Annotated in this window: 18 protein-coding genes; 7 read left to right on the top strand and 11 right to left on the bottom strand. The window is 58.3% G+C overall.

Translation table 11 applies throughout. The features are described from left to right. Window positions 1-40: 40 nt before the first annotated feature. The 5 genes from D6851_RS04695 to D6851_RS04675 all read right to left on the bottom strand — a co-directional run bounded on the left by D6851_RS04695 (window position 41) and on the right by D6851_RS04675 (window position 7,522). The gene (locus D6851_RS04695) at window positions 41-2,710 is read right to left on the bottom strand and encodes a M1 family metallopeptidase (RefSeq protein WP_120323721.1); all 2,670 of its coding nucleotides are present in this window, start codon (window positions 2,708-2,710) and stop codon (window positions 41-43) included. 82 nt (window positions 2,711-2,792) lie between these two features. Continuing rightward, window positions 2,793-4,181 carry a sensor histidine kinase gene (locus D6851_RS04690; protein ID WP_120323720.1) on the bottom strand — a complete coding sequence of 463 codons (1,389 nt, stop codon included), beginning with the start codon at window positions 4,179-4,181 and terminating at the stop codon, window positions 2,793-2,795. Then, on the bottom strand, window positions 4,181-4,918 hold the full coding sequence (locus tag D6851_RS04685) for a response regulator (RefSeq protein WP_120323719.1): 738 nt from the start codon (window positions 4,916-4,918) through the stop codon (window positions 4,181-4,183). The genes D6851_RS04690 and D6851_RS04685 overlap by 1 nt, the downstream gene beginning before the upstream one ends. Before the next feature lie 17 nt (window positions 4,919-4,935). After that, a complete protein-coding gene (locus D6851_RS04680) occupies window positions 4,936-5,478 on the bottom strand; it encodes an EF-hand domain-containing protein (RefSeq protein ID WP_120323718.1) in 543 nt (180 codons plus the stop codon). A gap of 235 nt (window positions 5,479-5,713) precedes the next feature. Continuing rightward, complete coding sequence (locus D6851_RS04675; RefSeq protein WP_120323963.1) at window positions 5,714-7,522, bottom strand: aminopeptidase P family protein; 1,809 nt, start codon at window positions 7,520-7,522, stop codon at window positions 5,714-5,716. A gap of 27 nt (window positions 7,523-7,549) precedes the next feature. Between D6851_RS04675 and D6851_RS04670 the strand changes: the two genes are divergently transcribed. Together D6851_RS04670 and D6851_RS04665 are read left to right on the top strand one after the other, a co-directional pair. Then, window positions 7,550-9,643, top strand: a complete 2,094-nt coding sequence (locus D6851_RS04670) for a S9 family peptidase (RefSeq protein WP_120323717.1) — start codon at window positions 7,550-7,552, stop codon at window positions 9,641-9,643. Continuing rightward, a complete protein-coding gene (locus tag D6851_RS04665) occupies window positions 9,640-10,050 on the top strand; it encodes an acyl-CoA thioesterase (RefSeq protein WP_120323716.1) in 411 nt (136 codons plus the stop codon). Before D6851_RS04670 ends, D6851_RS04665 begins: the two co-directional genes overlap by 4 nt. On the opposite strand, the gene ald is transcribed toward D6851_RS04665, so the two are convergent. Together ald and D6851_RS04655 are read right to left on the bottom strand one after the other, a co-directional pair. After that, window positions 10,051-11,166 carry an alanine dehydrogenase gene (gene ald / locus D6851_RS04660; RefSeq protein WP_120323715.1) on the bottom strand — a complete coding sequence of 372 codons (1,116 nt, stop codon included), beginning with the start codon at window positions 11,164-11,166 and terminating at the stop codon, window positions 10,051-10,053. Window positions 11,167-11,260: 94 nt separating this feature from the next. After that, entirely contained in the window at window positions 11,261-11,740 is a 480-nt protein-coding gene (locus tag D6851_RS04655) for a MarR family winged helix-turn-helix transcriptional regulator (RefSeq protein ID WP_120323714.1), read from the bottom strand. A gap of 156 nt (window positions 11,741-11,896) precedes the next feature. Between D6851_RS04655 and D6851_RS04650 the strand changes: the two genes are divergently transcribed. Continuing rightward, the gene (locus tag D6851_RS04650; RefSeq protein WP_120323713.1) at window positions 11,897-14,323 is read left to right on the top strand and encodes a TonB-dependent receptor; all 2,427 of its coding nucleotides are present in this window, start codon (window positions 11,897-11,899) and stop codon (window positions 14,321-14,323) included. 117 nt (window positions 14,324-14,440) lie between these two features. Here D6851_RS04650 and D6851_RS04645 read toward each other — a convergent pair whose 3' ends face one another. Both D6851_RS04645 and D6851_RS04640 read right to left on the bottom strand, forming a co-directional pair. Then, a complete protein-coding gene (locus D6851_RS04645) occupies window positions 14,441-16,792 on the bottom strand; it encodes a DNA translocase FtsK (protein WP_120323712.1) in 2,352 nt (783 codons plus the stop codon). 68 nt (window positions 16,793-16,860) lie between these two features. After that, window positions 16,861-17,508: a thiamine phosphate synthase gene (locus tag D6851_RS04640; RefSeq protein ID WP_338014731.1), complete on the bottom strand. Its 648-nt coding sequence runs from the start codon at window positions 17,506-17,508 to the stop codon at window positions 16,861-16,863. Between D6851_RS04640 and D6851_RS04635 the strand changes: the two genes are divergently transcribed. Next, the gene (locus tag D6851_RS04635; protein ID WP_120323710.1) at window positions 17,492-18,172 is read left to right on the top strand and encodes a YggS family pyridoxal phosphate-dependent enzyme; all 681 of its coding nucleotides are present in this window, start codon (window positions 17,492-17,494) and stop codon (window positions 18,170-18,172) included. The genes D6851_RS04640 and D6851_RS04635 overlap by 17 nt on opposite strands. 46 nt (window positions 18,173-18,218) lie before the next feature. On the opposite strand, the gene D6851_RS04630 is transcribed toward D6851_RS04635, so the two are convergent. Together D6851_RS04630 and ung are read right to left on the bottom strand one after the other, a co-directional pair. After that, entirely contained in the window at window positions 18,219-19,385 is a 1,167-nt protein-coding gene (locus tag D6851_RS04630) for a S41 family peptidase (protein WP_120323709.1), read from the bottom strand. Window positions 19,386-19,435: 50 nt separating this feature from the next. Beyond that, a complete protein-coding gene (ung, locus tag D6851_RS04625) occupies window positions 19,436-20,134 on the bottom strand; it encodes a uracil-DNA glycosylase (protein WP_120323962.1) in 699 nt (232 codons plus the stop codon). 78 nt (window positions 20,135-20,212) lie between these two features. Here ung and D6851_RS04620 point away from each other — a divergent pair, with 78 nt between their 5' ends. Genes D6851_RS04620 through D6851_RS04610 form a run of 3 tightly spaced genes read left to right on the top strand, consistent with a single transcriptional unit; the run spans window position 20,213 to window position 22,118 of the window. Next, entirely contained in the window at window positions 20,213-20,830 is a 618-nt protein-coding gene (locus tag D6851_RS04620) for a ribonuclease D (protein WP_120323708.1), read from the top strand. A gap of 24 nt (window positions 20,831-20,854) precedes the next feature. Next, window positions 20,855-21,499 (top strand): LPS export ABC transporter periplasmic protein LptC, encoded by a 645-nt coding sequence (lptC, locus tag D6851_RS04615; RefSeq protein ID WP_120323707.1) that lies wholly within the window; start codon window positions 20,855-20,857, stop codon window positions 21,497-21,499. Window positions 21,500-21,551: 52 nt separating this feature from the next. Then, entirely contained in the window at window positions 21,552-22,118 is a 567-nt protein-coding gene (locus D6851_RS04610; RefSeq protein WP_120323706.1) for an LptA/OstA family protein, read from the top strand. The last annotated feature ends 7 nt before the right edge of the window (window positions 22,119-22,125 follow it).

Raw genomic sequence — 22,125 nt, 5'->3', positions numbered from 1 at the left:
CGGTATTATCCGGCAGGAATGTATGCGTGACATCAGGATATTATTGCTGCTTCAGCCATGCCTTAAGCTCAGACTGCATTCGCGGGCGGCTTTCCAATCTCTGCTTCAAGCTAGCAATTGTCTGATCGACCGGCTTGCGCTCATCCGCATCGAGCGTGTCGGCATAAGCCTCAAGTTTTTCAAGCACAGCAGGATTCTTGGCTGTGTCGACCAGCCGGGTAATGAAGCGTGACCGGGCGGAGTTATCGACCAGTTCATCGACACGCGCCTGATGCGCCATCACGAAATCGAAAGCCATTTCGGGATAATTGCGTCCCACGCTTCTGATAATAGACGCGCTCACCGTCTTGCCCGGAATATCGGTCAGGGCAAGGTCCAGGGCCTTTTGCGCCAGTGCCCGGTCCTGCGCTGCCCCCAGCAGACTATAATAAGTCTGCCGCTCGACAGCCGAGTTAGAACCGGCCGCCAGCTCTGCCAGCAGATCCCAGTCATCGGCGGTAGCGTTACGCGCGGCGACGCTCAGCAAAGTGGTCTTCAGCGGGCCATCCAGCGCCTTCGGATCGTTTTTCAGCCTGGCGAAACGAGTGCGAACCTGATTCACAACCTGCTCGTTACCAATATTTCCGAGGGTTACGATCAGGGCCGCCCGAAGATTGGCGTCGATAAGAGTATCGTCATCGCTGGCATCGAAACCGAGCTGTTCCAGACGCGGTAACCAGTTTTGCTCGATCAGCGTGTTGAGATCGGCTTGTTCGGGCTGGTCTTCAAGCAGTTTCGACAGTTCGCCCCAGGTTTCGACGGCATTTTCAGCTACGACCGGATTAGCATCACCCGGCACAGCAGATAACAGGTTAATAGCCGAACCAAGCGGCTGATAACCCGCTTCAGCGAGCGCAATATTGTCATCTACCAGCCCCATCTGGTCTATCGGGGCCGCTTGCGGCAGTGTGTCAGCCAGCTGCTCGAGCATATCGGGCGCATAGAGCGTGCGGAAATAGCCAAGCTGCCCACTATTGACGATCACCGGTCCGCAACCATTCACTGTCAGCGAAGCGGAACCGTCAAGTACTTTGCGCTCGGCATCGCCATATCCAACAGAAATAAGCAAAGGAACTTTCCAGCTTTGCGGATTAGCAGCGGTTTCCTGCCGGCGGTCACGGCTGAATTCGCTTTGCGTCAGCGAAAGTCGTGTGCGGCCGGCAGCACATGTGCCGGAGACTTTGACCAGCGGCACACCGGGTTGACGGGTAAACTGGTTAGCGATTTCGCTCAGACCCGGTGCACCGGCCTGCTCCACGGCATTCCACAGATCGTTACTCTGCGTGTTCCCATAGGCATGAGCCTTCATATAATGACGGATACCGTCGCGCCATACATCCTCCCCGGCATAGGCTTCGAGCATGGCAATGACCGCTTCACCCTTCTGATAGGTGATGGCGTCAAAGGCCTGATTGGTTTCCTCGACCGTGCGAATAGTCTGAACAACCGGATGGGTCGTTTCAAAACCATCGAGCTTCATCGCATATTCGCGCCCGTTCACCCGGCCAAGCAGCGCCTGCCATTGCGGATTGAAATGATCGGTCGCCTTGGTCTCCATCCAGCTTGCGAAGCCTTCATTCAGCCAGAGATCGTCCCACCAAGCCATGGTGACGAGATCGCCAAACCATTGATGAGCCACTTCATGTGCCTGCGTTACATAAATCTGCTGACGTACAGCCGGGCTGGTGATAGCAGGATCGTTGAGCAGAATGCGTTCGAATGTAAACACCGCCCCCCAGTTTTCCATCGCCCCAAAAAATTGTGATTGGCCCGGGCCAGCAATATTATCGAGCTTGGGCAGCGGATAATCGACTCCGAAATAATCATTATAATAGCCTACCAGCGGTGCCAGAGAATCCAGCGCATAGCGGGATTGCTCGCCACTGCCTCTGGGGGCAACGATACCAACTTCTGTGCCGCTAGGGGTGGGCTCACTCATTCGCTCAAAATCGCCCAGCCCGAAGAACAACAGATAGGATGACATTTTTGGCGTCGTGCCGAACACGACCTGCTTGGTGCCATCTCCCATATCCTTCTCGCTTTTTACCGGCATATTGCTGACCGCCATCTGATCGGCCGGAACCACAGCGGAAAGATCGAAGGTCGCCTTGTAGCTAGGCTCATCGAACATCGGCGCAAAACGACGGGCATCAGGCGCTTCGAATTGCGTGAACAGCCCACGTACTTCGCTGCCCGTCTCCTTGTCCGGATAATCAAGTGCAAAAAGCCCGTTAGCCTGCGTATTGATCGTTCCCGTATAGACCGTGTTCAACCGATATTTTCCTGGAGTAATCGACTGTGCCGCCGCGAAATGGACAGTTTGCTTTCCAGCATCGAATGAAATGGTGAGCGGAATCGCTGCCCCTCCCGCCTTTGGAACAAGGCTGGCTTCGCTGATATCGAGGGCCGCCGCGCTCAGCGTCAGCACATCGGTGGCATCATAGACTTGCAAATCGATGCTGGTTCTGCCGGAAAATGTCAGGTTTTCGGCATCCGGACGAATGGCAATAGCATAATGCGAAGGGCGAGCCATACGGGGCAGGTCGCTGGGAATGGTTTCGGGAAGCGGGGCATCGGCAATGCGGCTTTCGGCAGCCAGAGCAGGTGGTGTAAAAATGACGGCACTACCTGACAGCAAAGCAGCAGCCAGAGCAGGAAAAGCAAAACGCATGAATTGTCGCTCCGGATAGAAGTTTCGGATGCAATCACCTAGCAGCTGTCACATTCTATGGCGACGTGTTTGTCACAAGCGTTCAATTGTGAATCGGCAACCGTAATTCCGCTACCAATCCGCAGATTTGGCCATCCGCATCCAGCCTGTTTTCGAGCGCTAGTTGGCCCCCGTGCTGCTCGGCAATCGCACGCGCCAGCGTTAGGCCCAGTCCGGCACCGCCCGTCCCCCGATTGCGTGACGGATCGCCGCGCTGAAATGGCTGAAACATGGCATCCATATCGGCATCGGCAATCCCAGGCCCGTGATCCGCAATACAAATCACGGCTTCGTCTTTTTCGCGGCACAGGGAAATTTCAGCATCAGCACCATAACGCAGCGCATTACTGATGAGATTGCGCAAGGCCCGCCGCAACCAGGTTGCACGTATGGGTAAAGAAATTCGCTCGCACTCTCCTAAGGTAACGGGTTCTCCCATATCTTCATATTCTTCAACTACCGAAGCAGTCAGCGCCCCGAGCTCGGTTTTTTCAAGAGGATCGGTCGGTCGTCCGACGCGAGCCAGCGAGAGAATATCGTCCAGCGTGTGGGTAATGTCTTCAATCGTCGTCGCCATACGTTCGCGCTCAACCGAGTTTTCAACCGATTCGATACGTACCCGAAGCGAGGCGAGAGGTGTTTTAAGATCATGACCTATAGCACCGAGCATCACATCCTTTTCATTCAGTAGTGCGGCAATCCGGCCTTCCAGCCGGTTATGAGCGAGAATGAGCCGTTGCATGTCCTGCGGCCCTTGCGGTTCGAGCTGCCCCTCAAGCGCGCGTGTTTCGGCGAAGCTGTCGACCCGCTGGGTCAGTGCCGCAAGAGGCCGCGTGATCCGCCTCAGAACAATCGCCAAACCACCGACAAGAATGATGAAAAGCAGCACCGTGTTAAGAAGCAGACCACCAATCGCCCAGAAACTGCCTTGCGGAATCGGCATACGTACTATGGCCCAGGGAGATGCCGTTCCCTGAGGTCGGATCGCCGCCACCAGTATCGGCGTGTCTATCCATTTATCGCTCCGCCGCGCCAGACGCGGGCGCTGACGGAGTTGTTCGAGGATAAAAGGGTCTTCCCTGGGATGCCTTTCGGTCACCGCAATATTGACATTTGTCACACCATGATCGGCCAGAATATTGCGCAGCATGGCTTCCCGCCCTGGCTGTCGCGTCTCATCCGGCTGGATCGGCGGCATCATTCGTCGTTCAATGGCTAGTTCACGGCGGCGATGGCGGCGTCTGTCTTCCTGCCGGCGATCATCCAGTGTTGAACCGAGCCGAAAAGCCACCGCATTAATCAGCAGAGCTTCCTGCCGCTGCTGCTGTGCACGATAAAGCAGAATAGCAGAGAGCCCCTGCGCCAGAAACAAGGCCAGAGCGATGGCCAGCATAACTTGCCCAAACAGGCTCTTCGGAAGAAATCGAGTCATCAGGAGCTTTCTGCAGCCACTCGCTTTACATCCGCCGCGAGCCGGTATCCGCCTCCCCAGACCGTCTGAATCAGTTTGGGGTCGCGGCTGTCCATCTCTATCTTACGACGCAAACGACTGACCTGATTATCCACCGCCCGGTCAAACAGATGAGCTTCACGCCCCTGCACCATGTCGAGAAGCCGGTCGCGATCAAGCACTTGCCGGGGATGATCGAGCAAAGCCCTAAGGAGACGGAATTCAGCAGAGGAAATCGGCACAACCGTGCCTTCCGGATCTGTGAGGCGATGTTTCAGCGGATCGAGCAGCCAGCCCTCAAAAGTATAAAGTGCATCTTCTTCGGGTTCGGCAGGATGCTTCTGTACGCGCCGCAACACCGAGCGGATACGTGCGACCAGCTCACGCGGCTCAAAAGGTTTGACGACATAATCGTCCGCCCCGATCTCAAGACCGATAATCCGGTCCATCGCTTCACCCTTGGCAGTCAGCAGGATGACAGGCAGACTCTTCGTCTCAGTCAGGTGGCGGCATAACGACAATCCGTCTTCGCCAGGCATCATAATATCCAGCAGAACAATATCCGGGTTTTGTTCGATCATGAGGCTGCGTGCCCTGGCTGCATCGGCAGCCTCGCTTACACGGAACCCCTGACGGGCAAGATATTCCGCCAGGGGTTCGCGAAGGTCGGGCTCATCATCGACAAGCAACACATGGATGGATGCCGTCATGTCCGTCATAACTGAGCCGATCTGCCTTATTTATTGCTGGTCTGCGCTTTACGTGCCTCGCGGAACTTGGCCCGCATTGCATCGCGCGCAGCTTTACGTTCATCCGCAGTTACCGTGCCATCGCCATTAGTGTCCATCCGGCTGAACATTGACAGCGCCTGCGCATCAAATTCCGCGCGGGTAACGGTACCGTCTTTATTCGCATCGGCCATCATGAACATCGGGCCTGAACCACCTGGTCCACCGTGACGCATTCCGTGGTGTCCCCGCCTGCCCATACCGGAACCACGTTTGCCAGCCTGTTTGCGGGCAGCGAATTCTTCAGGACTGATCGAACCATCGCCATCGGTATCCAGGCGTTCGAAACGCTGCTTTTCTCGCGCTTCGCGATCTGCATCGTCGAGCACGCCGTCGCCATTCGCATCCATCCGGTCAAACATAGATGAAGCGCGTTCCTGAGCCTGCTCACGGGTGAAATCGCCACCTCCCTTGGGCTGGGCGAAGGCAAGCGTAGCACCACCGGCAAGAGCAACTGTGGCAGCGGCGATAGAAAGGGTCAATTTACGCATCGTTTTCAATCTCCAATAATCTGGAGAATGACAGGGGCCGGCAGAAGGGGGAGGAAAACCGGCAACCCCGCCACTCACAGGATGCTTTCTATGGTTCGCTTGTCGCACAGATTTGCCTGATCGGACAAAAAATGTCGCAATTTGTCGCAAGGGGCGCAGCCTGTTCACACAGGAGCAAGCAGGAGGCAGGCGACCGGTCTCTCATATAGGCCGCCTGCCTTACTCTTCTGCTCGTTCAAAGAGGCTGACAGGCCTCATCAAGCCAGCTACGCACTTCGCCTTCAAGCTGCGGAGCAAGCAGATCATGCACTTTAGCATGGTAAAGATTCCACCATTCCCGCTCATCCGCTGTCAGCAAATCACGCTCAACCAGAGTCTTGTCGATCGGCACAAAGGTCAGCGTTTCGAAACCGAAATATTCCCCTTCCATACCTTCAATCTTGCGTTTTTCGATCAATACCAGATTTTCGATCCGGATACCGAAGGCGCCTGGTTTGTAGTAACCCGGCTCATTCGAGAGGATCATACCCTCAAACAATTCCTGTCCCGTGCCGGCCTGACCGCCGCGTGATTTACCAATACGTTGCGGCCCTTCATGCACGGCAAGGAAACTGCCGACACCATGACCCGTGCCATGGCCGTAATCGACTCCTGCCATCCACAGATATTGTCGCGCCAGCGTATCGAGCTGTCCGCCGCTCGTTCCTGCCGGAAAAACCTGTCTGTCGAGTGCGATATGCCCCTTGAGCACGCGGGTAAAACGGTCTTTCACTTCAGCCGGCGGCGTATCGGGCCCCACCCAAACGGTCCGCGTAATATCGGTTGTTCCATCGGGATATTGCCCTCCGGAATCGACCAGATAGACGCTATTTGGTTCCAGTTGACGGTTGGTTTCCTCATTCACCCGATAATGCGGATTGGCACCGTTGGGGCCCGAACCGGAAATCGTGTCGAATGACAAATCTCGCAAATCGCCGCAATTTTTACGGCATTCATGCAGCTTGGCAGCTGCCGACAGTTCATCCACCCGGCCTTGCGGTGCCTCGACCGACAGCCAGTGAAGGAAACGTGAAACCGCAGCCCCATCGCGTTTTTGCGAAGCGCGTTGGCCGCGAATTTCCGCCTCATTCTTGATCGCCTTGGGCAAAACCGCCGGATCCATCGCCCTGACTGTTTCAGCTCCGCCGGCTTCGAGAGCCTGAAAAACCGCCGCGACAGTGCGATCGGGGTCGACAGCTAAGCGCTTACCAGCATAATCCTTCTTCAGCGCTTCTTCAAAGCCATCACGAGGACGAATGCGCACCGCATTGCCGAGTTGACGAGTTACATCATCGGGCACTTTGTCGGGAGCAATAAACCAGTCCGCCGTACCGTCCTGATTGAGGATAATGTAAGACAGGGCCACCGGCGTGTGCACAACATCGGTTCCGCGAATGTTGAGCAGCCAGGCCACAGAATCGAGTGCTGAAATCACCGTGGCATCGTAACGCATCTCCTGCAGCCATTCGGCGATTTTTGCGCGTTTATCCGCGCTCGACTGCCCAGCCAGCTCTTCATCCTGCACAAAAACCGGCGCATCGGACGGAACAGGCTGATCTTTCCACACGGCATCGAGCGGATTGCTGTCCGCTTCAACCAGCTCAACATCATATCCAGCCAGCACTTTCGCGGCAGCTTGCGCCCAGCCCCTCGTATGAAGCCAGGGATCATAGGCGATCCTTGCTCCCTTCGCTGCGTTCTGCCCCAGCCATTCAGCCATGCTGTCTGCCGGAACGGACTTATATTCCCACAGCGAACCATCGACCTGATCCCGCACCTGACTGGTATAACGGCCATCCACAAAAATAGCGGCCTTGTCAGCCAGTAGCGCAGCGGAACCGGCAGAACCGCCGAAACCTGTCAGCCATTCAAGCCTTTGCGCATAAGCTCCGACATATTCGCTCATATGCTCATCGGAGATCGGAACGACGAAACCGTCGAGCTCACGGCGTTGCAATTCCTTGCGCAGAGCGTCGAGACGGGCTTCATGGGTTTGCATCAACATATTGCGGTCCTTTCCCTGCATACATAGATGCTTCGCATGACCAATTCCACCGGCACCCTGCCCGCTCACCCGCCCGTTGCGGCCAAGAAACCCTCCAGCTTCACGCATCATGGAATTACCGTTGAGGATTCCTATGCCTGGCTTCGCGATTCCAATTATCCGGACGTCTCCGACAAGAAGATTCTTGCGCATCTCGAACAGGAAAATTCCTGGTTTGAAACGCGAATGAAGCCGCATCAGCCGCGCATAGATAATCTGTTCAGAGAAATGCGCGGACGGATCAAGGAAGCGGATAAATCCGTACCGCAGAAAGATGGCGATTATCTCTACTGGGTCGAATATGAGGAAGGTGCCGAATATAAGAAATGGTGGCGCCGCCCGGTGGGGGCTGCCGAAGATGGCAGCAAGGATCAGCTGATCCTCGATGAAGTGGCTCTGGCAGAAGGGAAAGACTATTTCCGCCTCGGCGCTTTCTCGATCAGCCGGAGCGGCAAATTGCTCGCTTATGCTGTGGACGATAACGGGTCGGAACGGTTTACTGCGCGGATCAAAAACCTCGAAACGGGCGAATTACTTACTGATGAAATTCCCGGGACTCTGTCTTCCCTTATCTGGGTAGCGGACGATACAGGCATAGTTTATTCATTGGCTAATGCGAATTGGCGGACGGATAATGCACGGCTTCACTGGCTTGGTGCACCGCTTTCCGACGATGTCGAGCTATTCCACGAAGACGATGAGGGTTTCCGCGTTTCCGCTTCGCTTTCGGCCAATGAGGAATGGCTGATTATCGGCACCGGAGACCATGAAACCAGCGAAGTGCGGCTGGTCCCCGCGGCCGATCCGCTGGCATCGCCGATCCTCGTAAAACCGCGGAAAACCGGCGTGGAATACGATGTCGATCTGCGCGAGGATACGCTTTTTATCCATACGAATGACGAGCATGAAAATTTTCGTCTCGCCACGGCACCGCTATCCGATCCTGCCGAATGGACCACGCTGATTGCAGGATCCGACGAATTTTATCTCACCGGCTTCGAACTTTTTAAGCGTTTTTTCGTGACCGAAGGGCGGCTGAACGGACTCGATAAGGTCCAGATAAGGACCTATGAGGGCCAGAAGCCGGTTGAAGAGATCCCTTTCCCCGAAGAAAGCTATTCGGCAGGTCTGGCGGATAATCCCGAATGGGACATGAGCGCTTTGCGCCTTTCTTATGAAAGCATGATAAGCCCGGCGACCACCTACGACTACCATGTCGAAACACGGCAGCTCGAAGTGCTCAAGGTTCAGGAAATCCCCTCGGGCTATAATCGCGATCTTTATACGACCGAGCGGCTGACCATCCCTGCGCGCGATGGCACCGATATTCCGGTAAGCATCATGTATCGCAAGGATCGCCCCCGGCCCGGCCCGCTCCATCTCTATGGCTACGGGGCTTACGGCATTTCCATTCCGCCCGGCTTCTCCACCACGCGCTTCAGCCTGGTCGATCGCGGCTTTGCCTATGCCATCGCCCATATTCGCGGCGGAGACGATCTCGGGCGCGCCTGGTATAAAGCGGGTAAGCTCGAACACCGCACCAATGCCTTCACCGATTTCGTCGATGTAGCGAAAGGGCTGATCGACCGTGATTACACTGCAAAAGGCCGGATCAGCATTTCAGGCGGTTCGGCCGGTGGCGAATTGATGGGCGCGGTTATCAATTCCGATCCCGAACTGTTCGGCGCCTGTGTTGCCCATGTGCCCTTTGTCGACGTGCTGGCGACCATGCTCGACGCATCGCTGCCGCTGACACCGGGCGAATGGCCCGAATGGGGCAATCCGATCGAGGATCGCGCAGCCTTTGAACTGATCCGCAGCTACAGCCCTTACGACAATGTCCGTGCGCAGGCTTATCCCCCGCTCATGGTCACCGCCGGGCTTAACGATCCGCGCGTAACCTATTGGGAGCCCGCCAAATGGGTCGCCCGTCTGCGCGAACTGAAGACCGATTCCAACGAACTGATCTTCAAGACCAATATGGGCGCAGGCCATGGCGGCAAATCGGGCCGTTTCCAGTCGCTGCATGAAACCGCGGAGGAATTCGCCTTTATCCTGTGGCAGCTCGGCATCGAAGGATGAGCGCGAATAGTTACAGCCTGACTTTCACCGCCCGGGCAGAACATATCGATGTGAACGGGCATGTGAACAATGCCGTCTGGGTGCAGTGGATGGAAGACCTGTCCACGGCCCATTGGGAAGCCATCGCCCCGCCCGAACATCAGCGCCGCTATGCCTGGGTGGTGACGCGCCACGAGATCGATTATCGTGGCAATATAAAGGAAGGTGAAAGCGCGCGCGGTTTCACTGAAATCCGCGAAGGCCCGCGCGGCGCCCGCTTCACCCGGCATTACAGCTTCACCAATGCCGGGGGAAAAGAAATTGTCCGCGCCCAGACACAATGGGCGATGATCGATCTCGAAAGCGGGCGCGTCATGCGTGTCCCGCCCGAAGTGGCGGCACCCTTTTTGCCGGAATCCACCAACTGATCAGCCCAGCACTTCGTCCAGACTGAGCAGATCGTAACCCAGTTCCTGCGCCACTGCGGGATAGGTGACATGCCCGGCATGGACATTGAGCCCGGCGGCAAGATGCGGGTCGGTGCGCATGGCTTCCTGCCAGCCGAGATCGGCAATCCGCAAAGCATGCGGCAATGTGACATTGTTGAGCGCATAGGTACTGGTGCGGGCCACCGCGCCGGGCATATTGGCAACGCAATAATGGACGATCCCGTCCTGCACATAAGTCGGATCGTCATGCGTGGTGGGATGGCTGGTATCGAAACAGCCCCCCTGATCGATGGCGACATCGACCAGCACCGCACCGCGTTTCATATCCTTCAGCGTCTCCTGCGCCACCAGCTTGGGTGCGGCCGCTCCGGGAATCAGAACCGCGCCAATCACCAGATCAGCTTCGCACACGCTTTCATAAATATTGGTCCGATTGGCGAAACGGGTGGCTGCCCGGTTCTCGAAATGAGTTCCTACGGTTTCCAGAACCGCCGGATTACGGTCGAGAATAGTGACCTGTGCGCCGAGCCCGACAGCCATCTGCGCAGCATTGAAGCCCACCACACCACCACCGATCACAGCCACCTTGCCCGGCATAACACCCGGCACGCCGCCCAGCAGTACCCCGCGCCCGCCATGGACTTTTTCCAGTGCAGTAGCCCCCGCCTGGATGCTCATTCGCCCGGCGACCTGGCTCATCGGTGTCAGCAAAGGCAGGCGGCCGCCCGGCCCGGTCACCGTTTCATAGGCAATGGCGGTGACACCGGCTTTCACCAGATCGGCCGTCTGCGCCGGATCGGGCGCGAGATGGAGATAGGTGTAAAGAATTTGCCCTTCGCGCAATTGCACACGCTCTTCGGGCTGGGGCTCCTTCACTTTCACCATCATGTCGCAAGCGGCAAAAATATCCGCTGCGCTGTCGGCAATGGCAGCGCCAGCCTGCCGGTATTGCGCATCGGCAGCGCCAATCCCCTCGCCCGCCCCGGCTTCGATCAGCACCTCATGACCATGCGTGGTCAGTTCGAAAGCGCTTTCCGGTGTGAGCCCGACGCGATATTCATGATTCTTGATCTCTCTGGGGCAGCCAATACGCATACGCTCTCTCCTGTGCCGGGGCAGTTTTAAATCTTTACCCGTCAACGGCGGAGAGGCTTTTGAGTGCCCGCCAGACACTCGCCTGACACGCGGCCTACTCGTAAATCCTGGCCAGCAACCCGCGCAACTGATCGATTTCCTCCGGGCCGAGCTTGCGCGTCAGGGCGTCATCGGCTTCGCGCACACGGACCCGCAGCCCTTCCAGCGCCGTTTTACCCTGTGCCGTCAGATGAATGCCGAAAGAGCGGCGATCCTGCGCCGCAATGCGCCGCTCCACATGGCCACGACCTTCCCAGAAATCGATCGTCAGAGAGGTGGCCGGACGGGACAGGCCCAGCGCGCGGGCAAGCTGTGTCTGGGTCAGTCCCGGATTGACGCCGATCAGTTCGAGCATGGAGAATCGCTGCGGTGTAATCCCTGCATCGTCGATCGCCCGGGTGAGATAAGTGTAGCCCAAAATCCACACCAGCTTGACGGAAAAGCCCGTCATCTCGGCCAGCAGACCGAAATCCACCTCCTCATCAGCCAGCCGGGGAAGCCGTAAAACGGCGGAATCTTCGGACAAATTCGTCATATCGCTCAATCTCACACGACCCTTTCTCTCAAGAATTACGATATGATTACCTATTGGCAACCCAATTGTTATTGCCTGTATTTGTTATAGTGATTAACAAATACAGCGATTAGTCAAACTGCATAAAGCAGGGACTCAACAGGGAGAGGACAGGGTATGAAACGTTTTTCGACGTGGTGTAAGGCACCTCTATTGTCAGAATGCGCCTGGGCCGGGATTGTCTCGGCCGGCCTGTGCTGGGCCGTGCCTGCCAGCGCACAGGATAGCGATACAGATACAGCACAGCAGGGTGTTGCAGCCCGCACACAGGCCCAGCCCGATACCACTATCGTAGTGACTGCGCGGCGGCGTGAAGAATCGCTTCAGGAAACCCCGATTGCCGTCTCGGCCTTTTCCGCCGATACGCTCGAAAACCGGCAGGTAACCCAGACGCAGGATCTGGAAAAGATAACCCCCAGCCTGCAATTCAAACCCGCCGGGCAGCTTTCGGGCAACAGCGCAGCATCGGTCGTTTTCATTCGCGGCATCGGGCAACTCGACCCGACCGCTGCGGTAGACCCCGGTGTCGGCATGTATATTGACGATGTCTATGTCGGCCGCTCGGTCGGCGGGACCATCGAATTCGGCGATATTGCCAGTGTAGAAGTGCTGCGCGGCCCGCAGGGAACGCTGTTCGGCCGGAACACGATCGGCGGGGCCATTCTGGTCCGCACCAAAGACCCCGAATTCAACGAATTATCCGGCAGCGGCCGGTTCCGCGTCGGGTCGGACAGCCTGTATGAAGGCTTTGCCGCCTTCAACCTGCCGATTGCCGACAATGCCGCGGCGCGTGTGTCCGGTGGTTTTCGCAAGCGCGATGGCTATGTCATCCGCGCCTTTGACGGGCTCGATCTGGGCAATGATGACAGCCGGACGCTCAATGCCGCCTTCCGCTGGGAGCCGACTTCCGCGCTCACCATTTCGCTGCGCGGCGATTATACCAAGCGTGACGAGAACGGTGCGCCTTTCGTCTTTGCCGGAATCAATGAAAACGCGCCCGTACCCGCGATTGCCAGCGTGGCAGCAGGATGCCCCGGCGCGACCATTCCCTTCGCCCCGCTCACCCCCGGCGATCCGCGTTTCGGTGCCCCTTTCGTGCCGATGATCGACGATGCACGCTGCGCCAATGACTTTCAGGCCGACGGTAAATATGTGAATGGCGGCACCGCCGATGTCCTGAGCACGTCCGAAGTCTGGGGCGTATCGGGCACGGCCACGCTCGACCTCAGCGACGCTTTTACCGTAAAGAGTATCACCGCTTACCGTTCGACGGAATCGCGCGGCATTCGCGATGCCGACAATACGCCTTTCCCGATACTCACCACCGATGTCGGCTCCAAATCCAAGCAGTTCAGTCAGGAACTGCAACTGCAATATGATTCGGGGCCGGTCAGCGGCATTCTCGGGGCCTATTATTTCGATGAGGACACCGATGAGCGAGCCACCGTGCCGCTCGCCTTCCCGCCCACGCCGGAAGTGATCGGATCGTTGCTCGCAGGTGGCCCCGGTTCGCGCGATTTGCAGGTTTCGGATCTCGAAACCCGTTCCATCGCCGCTTTTGGGGAACTATCCTATGAAATCCTCACCGGCCTCGAACTGACCGGCGGGCTGCGCTACACCGAAGACCGGAAAACCTATCAGGGCACCGTCTTCAACCTGTTCCCCGAAACGCTGCCCGATCCGGACCCGCTGCCGACAGAAGCGATCCCCGATGGCGGCCCGCTTTACATTTACAACACGCCCAATCGCGAAACCTTCAATGCGCTGACCGGATCGGCCAGTGCGCGGTATGAATTCACCGACTGGCTGAATGGCTATATATCCTATGCCCGCAGCTTCAAATCGGGCGGTTTCAACACGCGCTACAATGCGCCCCCGCCCGATTTCGAACCGGTGCCCTTCGATGAAGAAACCGTCGACAGCTATGAAATCGGGGCGAAAATGGATTTCGGTGATTTCCGCCTCAACCTCGCTGCCTTTCAGGCCGATTACAAGGATATCCAGCTCGTCTTCCGCGAAGGCGCGGTGCCGCTGCTCTTCAATGCCGGTAAGGCGCGGATTCGCGGTTTCGAAGCCGAAGCGAGCTACCATCCATGGGGCAGCGGTCTGCGGATCGATGCCGGGATGAGCACGCTGGACGACAAGATTCTCTCGATTACCGAAATTCCCGGCGCCACCGCCACGGTCGAGCCGGGCGAGGGGTTGCCTCTGACCCCGTCCTTCCAGGGCAATTTCGCGATCAGTTACGAATTGCCGCTGGGCGAGCGCTACACGCTCACGCCGCGCTTCGACGGCAGCTATACATCGCATGTCACTTTCATCACCGGCAGCGTGCCGGAGATCGAACAGGATGGCTATTTCGTGGCCAATGCCTCGCTCGAACTGGCGGTGGATGATCGCTGGAAAGTGCAGGCCGGTGTTATCAACCTGTTCGACAAGGATTATCTCATCCAGGGTAATGCCTCACTCGCCACGCTGGGTTATGCCGAGAAAATCTATGCCCGTCCGCGCAACTGGTATGTGCAGATCTCCGCCGAGTTCTGACCTGCCTGCCTGACGGACAAAAAGAGCGGGTCATCCCCGAGGGGACGGCCCGCTCTTGCTTTTCTGTGGGCCGGCGAATGATCGCGCCTGCGCGCGAAATCCCGGCTGAAACTCCGGTCAGAGAGGATTCCCGTCCCGGTCACGGAAAATCTCGCGGCGGCCGACATGGTTGGCCGGGCCGACCAGCCCTTCTTCCTCCATGCGCTCGATCCATTTGGCGGCGGTATTGTATCCCACACTCATCTGTCGCTGGAGCCAGCTTCCCGAAGCTTTCTGATTCTCGATCACGATCTGGCAGGCCTGACGATATTTGCGTTCCTCGGGATTATCCGAAGCGGTCAGATCGTCTTCGAATGTCAGTCCGCCATCCTCGGGCTCTTCGGTGACCGAAGCGACATAATCGGGCTGCCCCTGCGCGCGCCAGTGTTCGGCCACATGCTCGACTTCCTCATCCGAGACGAAAGGGCCGTGGACACGCACCAGCGGGCCGGTGGTCGGCTTATAAAGCATGTCCCCTTTGCCCAAAAGCTGTTCAGCCCCCTGTTCGCCCAGAATGGTGCGGCTGTCGATCCGGCTGGTGACATTGAAGCTGATCCGGGTCGGCAGGTTGGCCTTGATAACCCCGGTGATGACATCGACCGAAGGCCGCTGTGTTGCCATGATGAGATGAATACCCGCCGCACGCGATTTCTGCGAGAGGCGCTGGATGAGCACTTCGATTTCCTTGCCCACCGTAACCATGAGATCGGCCAGCTCGTCCACGATCAGGACGATCTGCGGCAGCACTTCGTAATCGAGCTGCTCCTCTTCATAGAGCTCTTCCCCCGTATCGGGATCGAAGCCGGTCTGCACCCGGCGACCGAGCGGCTTGCCCTTGGCTTTGGCGGCGCGAACGCGTTCGTTGAACCCGCCGAGATTGCGCGCACCGATAGAGGACATCATGCGATAGCGCTTCTCCATTTCCTCGACCGCCCATTTAAGCGCCCGAACCGATTTATGCGGTTCGGTCACCACCGGGGAAAGGAGATGCGGAATATCGTCATAGCTCTTCAGTTCCAGCACCTTCGGATCGATCAGAATCATCCGGCATTCACTGGGGCTGAAGCGATAGAGCAGCGAGAGAAGAATACAGTTGAGACCGACCGACTTACCCGAACCGGTCGTCCCGGCAACCAGCAGATGCGGCATGGAGGCAAGGTCCGCCACTACTGGCTCCCCGGCAATATCCTTGCCCAGAATAATCGGCAGATTGCCCTTGGCATTGGCGAAAGCCTCGCAGGCAATCAGCTCCTTGAAAGACACCATTTTACGGTCGGCATTGGGCAGTTCGATACCCATCACCGTCTTACCCGGAATGGTCGCCACACGCGCGGAAATAGCGCTCATATTACGGGCGATATCTTCTGCCAGACCGATCACACGCGCCGCTTTGGTACCCGGTGCCGGCTCCATCTCATACATCGTCACGACCGGACCGGTCCGCACCGCCGTGACTTCACCCTTCACATTGAAATCATCGAGCACATTTTCGAGCAGACGGGCATTGCGCTCCAGCGCCAGCTTGTCGAGCGCAGGCCCGGTATCGGCCGGTGCATCTTCGAGGAGATCGAGGCTGGGCAGGTCGAATTCGTCGAAGAAATCCTTCTGCTTGGGTTTGCCGGTAAAGGTCGCCAGTTTGGGCGGTGCCGAAGGGTCGGAAATCTCCGGCGGTTTGCGCGAAGGCTGCGGCTGCGGCACGCTTTCGGAAACGGGCGTATTGCTGATGCTTTTCACCTCTTTGGGTGGCTTTTCCCTGGCGGAAACGAAAGGCAGATCCTTCGTGGATAGCGAAGGCGCCCGTTTCAGTACGGCAGGCAATGTCAGCAATTGTGCCCAGTCTATCGCAAAGACCCGGGTGACCAGCACACCCCCTCCGGCCAGACACAACAGCGCCACACCCAGAATGGCCCAGCCCTGCACGCCATCGGGCAGCCGCCCGGCCAAAGCTTCGATTGCCCCGGCCCCGAGCAGGCCGAATATCCCGCCCAGCGAAGCCGGCAGGCTGCCACCCGGTGCATCGAAAGTCAGCGACATGACAGTGCAGAACAGCAGCATGGCCAGCAAAACCATCGCCACTGTACGCCACCATCGGCGGCCATGCGGCGTTTCTTCCTCTTCCGCATCGCGCCATAATTTGCTGGCAAAGACATAGAGCAAAGGCAGCCACAGAATGGCCACGGGGCCGAAGAAAAACAGCGCCCGTTCCGCGATCCAGGCCCCCGGCAGGCCCATCCAGTTCTCCACCAAACCCCCGGCCGCGGTGGATGGCGAAGGATCCGTCTGATGATAGGACAGCAGCGCCAGAGCGAGGAAGACCGCTCCCAGAATCAGGATTCCGGCCCCGCCAAGCTGCGCGGCGCGCCGCATCGAACGGCGAAAAGCCGCGCGCCAGTCGGCTGCGGGCGCTTTACCGCCTGCGCGTGTCGCCATGTCAAATCCCCTTCAAAGCAGAACCGGATAATGCCCGCACTGCGGACTCGCCGTCAAGAATCGTGATTCTACGCGGAGGCGCGAGGGACCGGATTCCGGCGGGACAGCCCGTCAATGGCGGCCCAGTGAAACGCATGATCGCGATTCAGCGGGCCGCCTCTGGCAAGCATGGCCGCTTTGTGCCGGGTCATCCCGCCCAGCGCAATAACCGGCATGGCAGCCCGTTGCGCCAGCAGGCGAAAACGCAGCGGACCAAGTAGCTTGCCCCCCGGATGCGAACGGGTCGAAAAAACCGGGGAGAGCAGAACCGCATCGGCTCCGATCCGACCGGCCTCACCCACTTCGCGCAGCGAATGCGCTGTGGCGAGCCGAAGCAGCCCGGCGGGCGCCTTGCGGATTTGCTCTGCTGCACCATAGACACCATCGGCCCGCCAGCATCGCGCCACTGGCGGCGGTCCGGCCAGAATAACGATATGCCCATAGCGTCGTGCCACCGATTTCAGCGATTTGAAACGCGCTTCACGCGCCTCGGCAGACAGGTGATAATGACGATAGATAAAACCCGATCCGCGCGGCAGGGCTGCCAGTGACTGTTCGAGCATTGCATCGTTCCGTGAATCGGAGATCAGCCATATTTCCGGCAATTCGGGACATTTCTGGGTCTGGCGCTCAGGCATGGGATTTGTATAGCGCAATGTTATGGAAAGCGCAGTCACACCCCTCAGCCAGATTAACGAGAAAATCGCCCGCAGCGCCCGGATCGCCGGACGCCAGCCGGAAGATATCACGCTGATAGCCATCAGCAAGACGCATCCGGCGGAGCGAATCGCACCTCTGCTGGAAGAGGGGCAGCGTATTTTCGGCGAGAATCGCGTGCAGGAAGCCGAAGGCAAATGGCCTCAATTGCTGGAACGCTATCCCGATACGGAACTGCATCTGGTCGGCCAGCTTCAATCCAACAAGGCCGATGAAGCGGTCGCGCTGTTCGACTGCATCCACTCGCTCGATCGGCCAAGCCTGGTCAAAGCCCTCGCCAAAGCCATGGGAAAAGCCGGTAAGCGTGTGCCCTGTTTCGTGCAGGTCAATATCGGCGAGGAGGAGCAGAAAGGCGGCTGCGCCATCACCGATCTGCCCGATCTGCTGGAACGGGCGCGCGAGGCCGATATTCCTCTTGCCGGGCTGATGTGTGTGCCACCTTTCGGCGTCGAACCGGCCCCCTTTTTCGCCCTTCTCGACAAGCTGGCGCGCGACAATGGCCTGTCGGAAGCAGAAGGCGGCGGGCTCAGCATGGGTATGAGCGGCGATTTCGAAACCGCTATCATGCTGGGCGCCACACATATTCGTGTCGGCAGTGCATTATTCGGAACTCGCGAAGGCTGAAACAGAGCGATGGGAAATTGACGCTGAAGCTCTGAAACCGTCGCTCTCAGGATAAGGGCTCCGGTACGAAATCCTCCCGGGGCTGGCCGAAAACCGTCATGAGCCGTTCTGTCGGCAATTTGACCGTCAGCCCGGTGTCCCCGACAGGCAGATCTTCCACCGCGCCATTCAATCCTGCCATGGGTGCCCCCTGCACAGAAGCCCCCATTGCCGCGAAACCGACAGCCAGCCCCTCTCCCATGCTGCCTGTCCAGCGCCCGACACGAATGACCGGCAACCTGTCGCGATGCCTGCCCTCACGGGGTAGAACCTGTTCCACCCACTGCCGGGCAATACCCGTTTCACGCTTTTCAGCAGGCCTATTATGAATCTGGTAATTCTGCGCTTTGCTGACGAACCATCCCATGATCGCCCTGGCAATGGTGGTGTTACCGCCCGACGGTGTGTCGCGAAGATCGAGCACCAGATCGTTTTGAGACGGAACCCGGCGCATGGCCTCATCGAAAGCAGCGATCGTCCGCTCATCGCCAAGACTGTTGTTAAACCGGATGACCGTATGCGACCCGTCCGAACTGACGCTGAGCGGCACCTGCGACACCTGCTGGCCATATAAGGAGGGCAACACCACTTGCCGCAACGTACCGGCGCGATCGGCAATAGTCAGATGCCGGTCGCGATCCCGGCGCCCGGCTGCCAGAACCCGCGCGGCATAGGCAGCCCGGCGGGGTGTGACTTCGAGACCGAGTTCGTCCCAGAATGCCTTGACGGCCTGATCCGCCGGAACACCGTTCACCGCGACAAGGCGCTGCCCTTTTTCGATCCCGGCTTTCGCCGCGACGCTGTTTTCGCGAACCGCATCGACAAGGAAACCGTCATCGGCCTGTATGATCCACAGGTCCGTATAGGTCGGAATAATAGCCCAGCTATCGGCAAAGGAGCTTCCGGTAATGGCATGGTGATCCGCCAGAGAAGCCATTCTGTTTTCCGCATAATGCAACAGGGAAGTCCGGTCGTGGACCGCCAGGCGCTGTCGGCTCAATTCAGGCGATTGCGGCAAAACACCACCCGGTAATTTGTCGGGATAGGCATATTCGGTGCGAATCGTATCATCCAGCGCCCGGGCAGCGATGGCATAACGGTTCTCTTCCGCAGCCGCCCCCAGTGACAATGCCGCACACATAATCAGAACGCATCGCCTGATCCCGAGCCGCATAGTCTTCACTCCCTTTTGCTAATACATAGAGCGGATGCCGTCTGTCCCTCTCAGCTCACTGGCGGAACGGCCCAGTCGATCGCACCACGGCCATGTTCTTCGAGAAACGTATTTGCCCGGCTGAACGGTCTGGAACCGAAAAAGCCGCGATGGGCGGAAAGCGGGCTGGGATGCGGGGATGCAATCACGAGATGGCGCGTGTCCGCACCCAGCTCGGGAACATTGCGAGCCTTTTTCTGCGCGTGGCTGCCCCATAGAATGAACACGCTGGGTTCTTCACGCGCGGCCACGGCCGCCACCGCAGCGTCGGTGATTGCGTCCCAGCCACGCCTCTGATGCGATCCGGCGCGCCCCGCTTCCACGGTCAGCGAATTGTTGAGCAACAGCACGCCCTGCTGTGCCCAGTGTTCCAGATTGCCATGGTCGGGAATCGGCACACCGCAATCCTCGCGCAATTCCTTGTATATATTGACCAGTGAGGGCGGGATTTTCACGCCCGGTGGCACCGAAAAAGACAGGCCGTGCGCCTGCCCGGGTCCGTGATAAGGGTCCTGCCCCAGGATCACGACCTTCACCTTGTCGAGCGGTGTCAGCTCCAATGCGCGCAAACGCTGGCCGCGCGGAGGATAAACGGTCTTGCCCGCCGCTTCTTCAGCTTGCAGCCAGCCGCCCAGACGACGGCTTTCGGGTGTCGAAAGAACAGGCTCCAGCACGGGAGCCCAGCTAGGGGGGATTGCCTCTTTGGCCATGATCCCCATCTAGCGCGTTAATCAGAGTTGCAAAAGCGCCACTTTCCCTCTTTCCGCAATGCGCCTAAGGCCTCAGACATGGCTGTATATTTCCACGAAGAAGATTTGCCCGAAGGCGTGCTTGCGCCCGGGCCTGTTGCCGTCGATACCGAAACCATGGGGCTCGTCACCCGGCGCGACCGCCTGTGTGTGGTGCAGATCAGCGATGGTAAAGGCGATGAACATCTGGTGCGCTTCGGTCCTGACAGTGCATATGATGCGCCCAATCTGAAACAGGTGCTGGCCGATCCCGAACGGATCAAGATCTACCATTTCGCCCGCTTCGATATTGCTGCACTCGAATATTATCTCGGCGTGATGGCTGCTCCGATCTTCTGCACCAAAATCGCCAGCAAGATGACGCGAACCTATACGGATCGCCACGGACTCAAAAATCTGGTCAACGAGCTGCTCGGTGCGGAAATCTCCAAGCAGCAGCAATCGAGCGACTGGGGTGGCGCGGTCCTGAGCGATGCGCAGCGCGATTATGCCGCATCCGATGTGCGTTTTCTCCATCGCCTGCGCGAAATTCTAATCGAACGGCTCCGGCGTGAGCATCGGCTGGAGCTTGCCCAGGCCTGTTTCGACTTCCTGCCGACCCGTGCCCGGCTCGACATAGCCGGCTGGGAAGACAAGGATATTTTTAGCCACGAATAGGCCCCGAAACCGCGACATACCCCGATGACCATTCAGGCTGATCAGATGCGCAACAGGCGCCGCCACGTCGCGGCTCCCGGTGGTGCGCATGACCGAATGGTGCGCTGGCTGGCCATCGTTCTGCCGGGGCTGGTCGGGGTGGTCGCCGCATTGATGCTCCTCACACCGCTCAGCCCGCGCGGCGAAGTCAGTTTTCTGCTCGATCGTAATGAAGTGAATGTGGCGCAGGATCGCCTGCGGGTCGACAATGCCATGTATCGCGGACAGGATAATCGCGGACGGCCTTTTTCACTGCGCGCCGGAGAAGCAGTGCAGGAAAGCGCCGCCACTCCGGTGGTGGAAATGAACGACCTGATCGCCCGCATTCTGCTGCCCGATGGCCCCGCTATGTTGCAGGCCGGAAAGGGGCGCTATAATTTCGGTGAAGACAAAATGTTCATCGATGGCATGGTTCGTTTCACAGCCGCAGACGGTTATCGCATGTCCGCCAGCAATGTGACGGTCAATCTGGCCGACAAGACGTTATATGGCGATGGCAGGGTGGAAGGCTCCGGCCCGGCCGGAACATTCCATGGGGATGCGATTCGCGGCAATCTCGCCGACCGCACCCTTTCTCTGGAGGGCAATGCGGGCCTGCGCATGATTCCCAACAAAGTGCAAACGCCATGATCTATCGCCCTATTCAGTTGGCGAAAAAGCAGGAAGGTTCTATCAGCGTTTCATGACCCGTCTTTCGCTCAAACACCTTGCCTTGCGCAGCCTGTTCGGTGGCCTGCTGGCTGGCGGCATCGCCACGATCGGTTTCAACACGCTGGCTGGCGCACAGGATATTGCCGGTTTCAATTCCAACGCGCCGGTGGATTTCGCTGCTGACCGGATCGAATTGCAGGACCGGCAGGAACGGGTTGTGCTTTCCGGTAATGTCATCATCGATCAGGGTGATTTGCGGCTAACCGCTGCGCGCACCACCGTCGCCTATCAGAATGGCGACAAGCTGCGCATTCAGCGGATCGATGCGACCGGCGGTGTGAATGTCACGCGCGGCAACGAATCAGCGCGTGGCTCTGCCGGAGTCTACGATTTCAATAAACGGATCATCACGCTGACGGGCAATGTGGCCCTGCGGCGCGGAGGCGATACGTTGAACGGCGGACGGCTGGTGATCGATCTCAATACCGGGCTGTCCAGCGTCGATGGCCGTTCATCGGGCAGCAGCAGCGGGCCAGGGAACACCAGCACAAACAATGGCCGTGTGACAGGCACCTTCTCGGTTCCCGACCAGAACTGACAGGCAG

This window comes from Altericroceibacterium spongiae, from assembly GCF_003610805.1.
Taxonomy (GTDB): Bacteria; Pseudomonadota; Alphaproteobacteria; order Sphingomonadales; family Sphingomonadaceae; genus Altericroceibacterium; species Altericroceibacterium spongiae.
The sequence above is the reverse complement of the archived record's forward strand: the minus strand, read 5'-3'. Positions and strand labels throughout refer to the sequence as shown.

What these genes read in the sequence shown, in the direction of transcription:
- D6851_RS04695 (WP_120323721.1), bottom strand. Translation starts at nt 2,710, where the DNA reads ATGCGTTTTGCTTTTCCTGCTCTGGCTGCTGCTTTGCTGTCAGGTAGT.
- D6851_RS04690 (WP_120323720.1), bottom strand. Translation starts at nt 4,181, where the DNA reads ATGACTCGATTTCTTCCGAAGAGCCTGTTTGGGCAAGTTATGCTGGCC.
- D6851_RS04685 (WP_120323719.1), bottom strand. Translation starts at nt 4,918, where the DNA reads ATGACGGACATGACGGCATCCATCCATGTGTTGCTTGTCGATGATGAG.
- D6851_RS04680 (WP_120323718.1), bottom strand. Translation starts at nt 5,478, where the DNA reads ATGCGTAAATTGACCCTTTCTATCGCCGCTGCCACAGTTGCTCTTGCC.
- D6851_RS04675 (WP_120323963.1), bottom strand. Translation starts at nt 7,522, where the DNA reads ATGTTGATGCAAACCCATGAAGCCCGTCTCGACGCTCTGCGCAAGGAA.
- D6851_RS04670 (WP_120323717.1), top strand. Translation starts at nt 7,550, where the DNA reads ATGCTTCGCATGACCAATTCCACCGGCACCCTGCCCGCTCACCCGCCC.
- D6851_RS04665 (WP_120323716.1), top strand. Translation starts at nt 9,640, where the DNA reads ATGAGCGCGAATAGTTACAGCCTGACTTTCACCGCCCGGGCAGAACAT.
- ald (WP_120323715.1), bottom strand. Translation starts at nt 11,166, where the DNA reads ATGCGTATTGGCTGCCCCAGAGAGATCAAGAATCATGAATATCGCGTC.
- D6851_RS04655 (WP_120323714.1), bottom strand. Translation starts at nt 11,740, where the DNA reads ATGACGAATTTGTCCGAAGATTCCGCCGTTTTACGGCTTCCCCGGCTG.
- D6851_RS04650 (WP_120323713.1), top strand. Translation starts at nt 11,897, where the DNA reads ATGAAACGTTTTTCGACGTGGTGTAAGGCACCTCTATTGTCAGAATGC.
- D6851_RS04645 (WP_120323712.1), bottom strand. Translation starts at nt 16,792, where the DNA reads ATGGCGACACGCGCAGGCGGTAAAGCGCCCGCAGCCGACTGGCGCGCG.
- D6851_RS04635 (WP_120323710.1), top strand. Translation starts at nt 17,492, where the DNA reads ATGGAAAGCGCAGTCACACCCCTCAGCCAGATTAACGAGAAAATCGCC.
- D6851_RS04630 (WP_120323709.1), bottom strand. Translation starts at nt 19,385, where the DNA reads ATGCGGCTCGGGATCAGGCGATGCGTTCTGATTATGTGTGCGGCATTG.
- ung (WP_120323962.1), bottom strand. Translation starts at nt 20,134, where the DNA reads ATGGCCAAAGAGGCAATCCCCCCTAGCTGGGCTCCCGTGCTGGAGCCT.
- D6851_RS04620 (WP_120323708.1), top strand. Translation starts at nt 20,213, where the DNA reads ATGGCTGTATATTTCCACGAAGAAGATTTGCCCGAAGGCGTGCTTGCG.
- lptC (WP_120323707.1), top strand. Translation starts at nt 20,855, where the DNA reads ATGACCATTCAGGCTGATCAGATGCGCAACAGGCGCCGCCACGTCGCG.
- D6851_RS04610 (WP_120323706.1), top strand. Translation starts at nt 21,552, where the DNA reads ATGACCCGTCTTTCGCTCAAACACCTTGCCTTGCGCAGCCTGTTCGGT.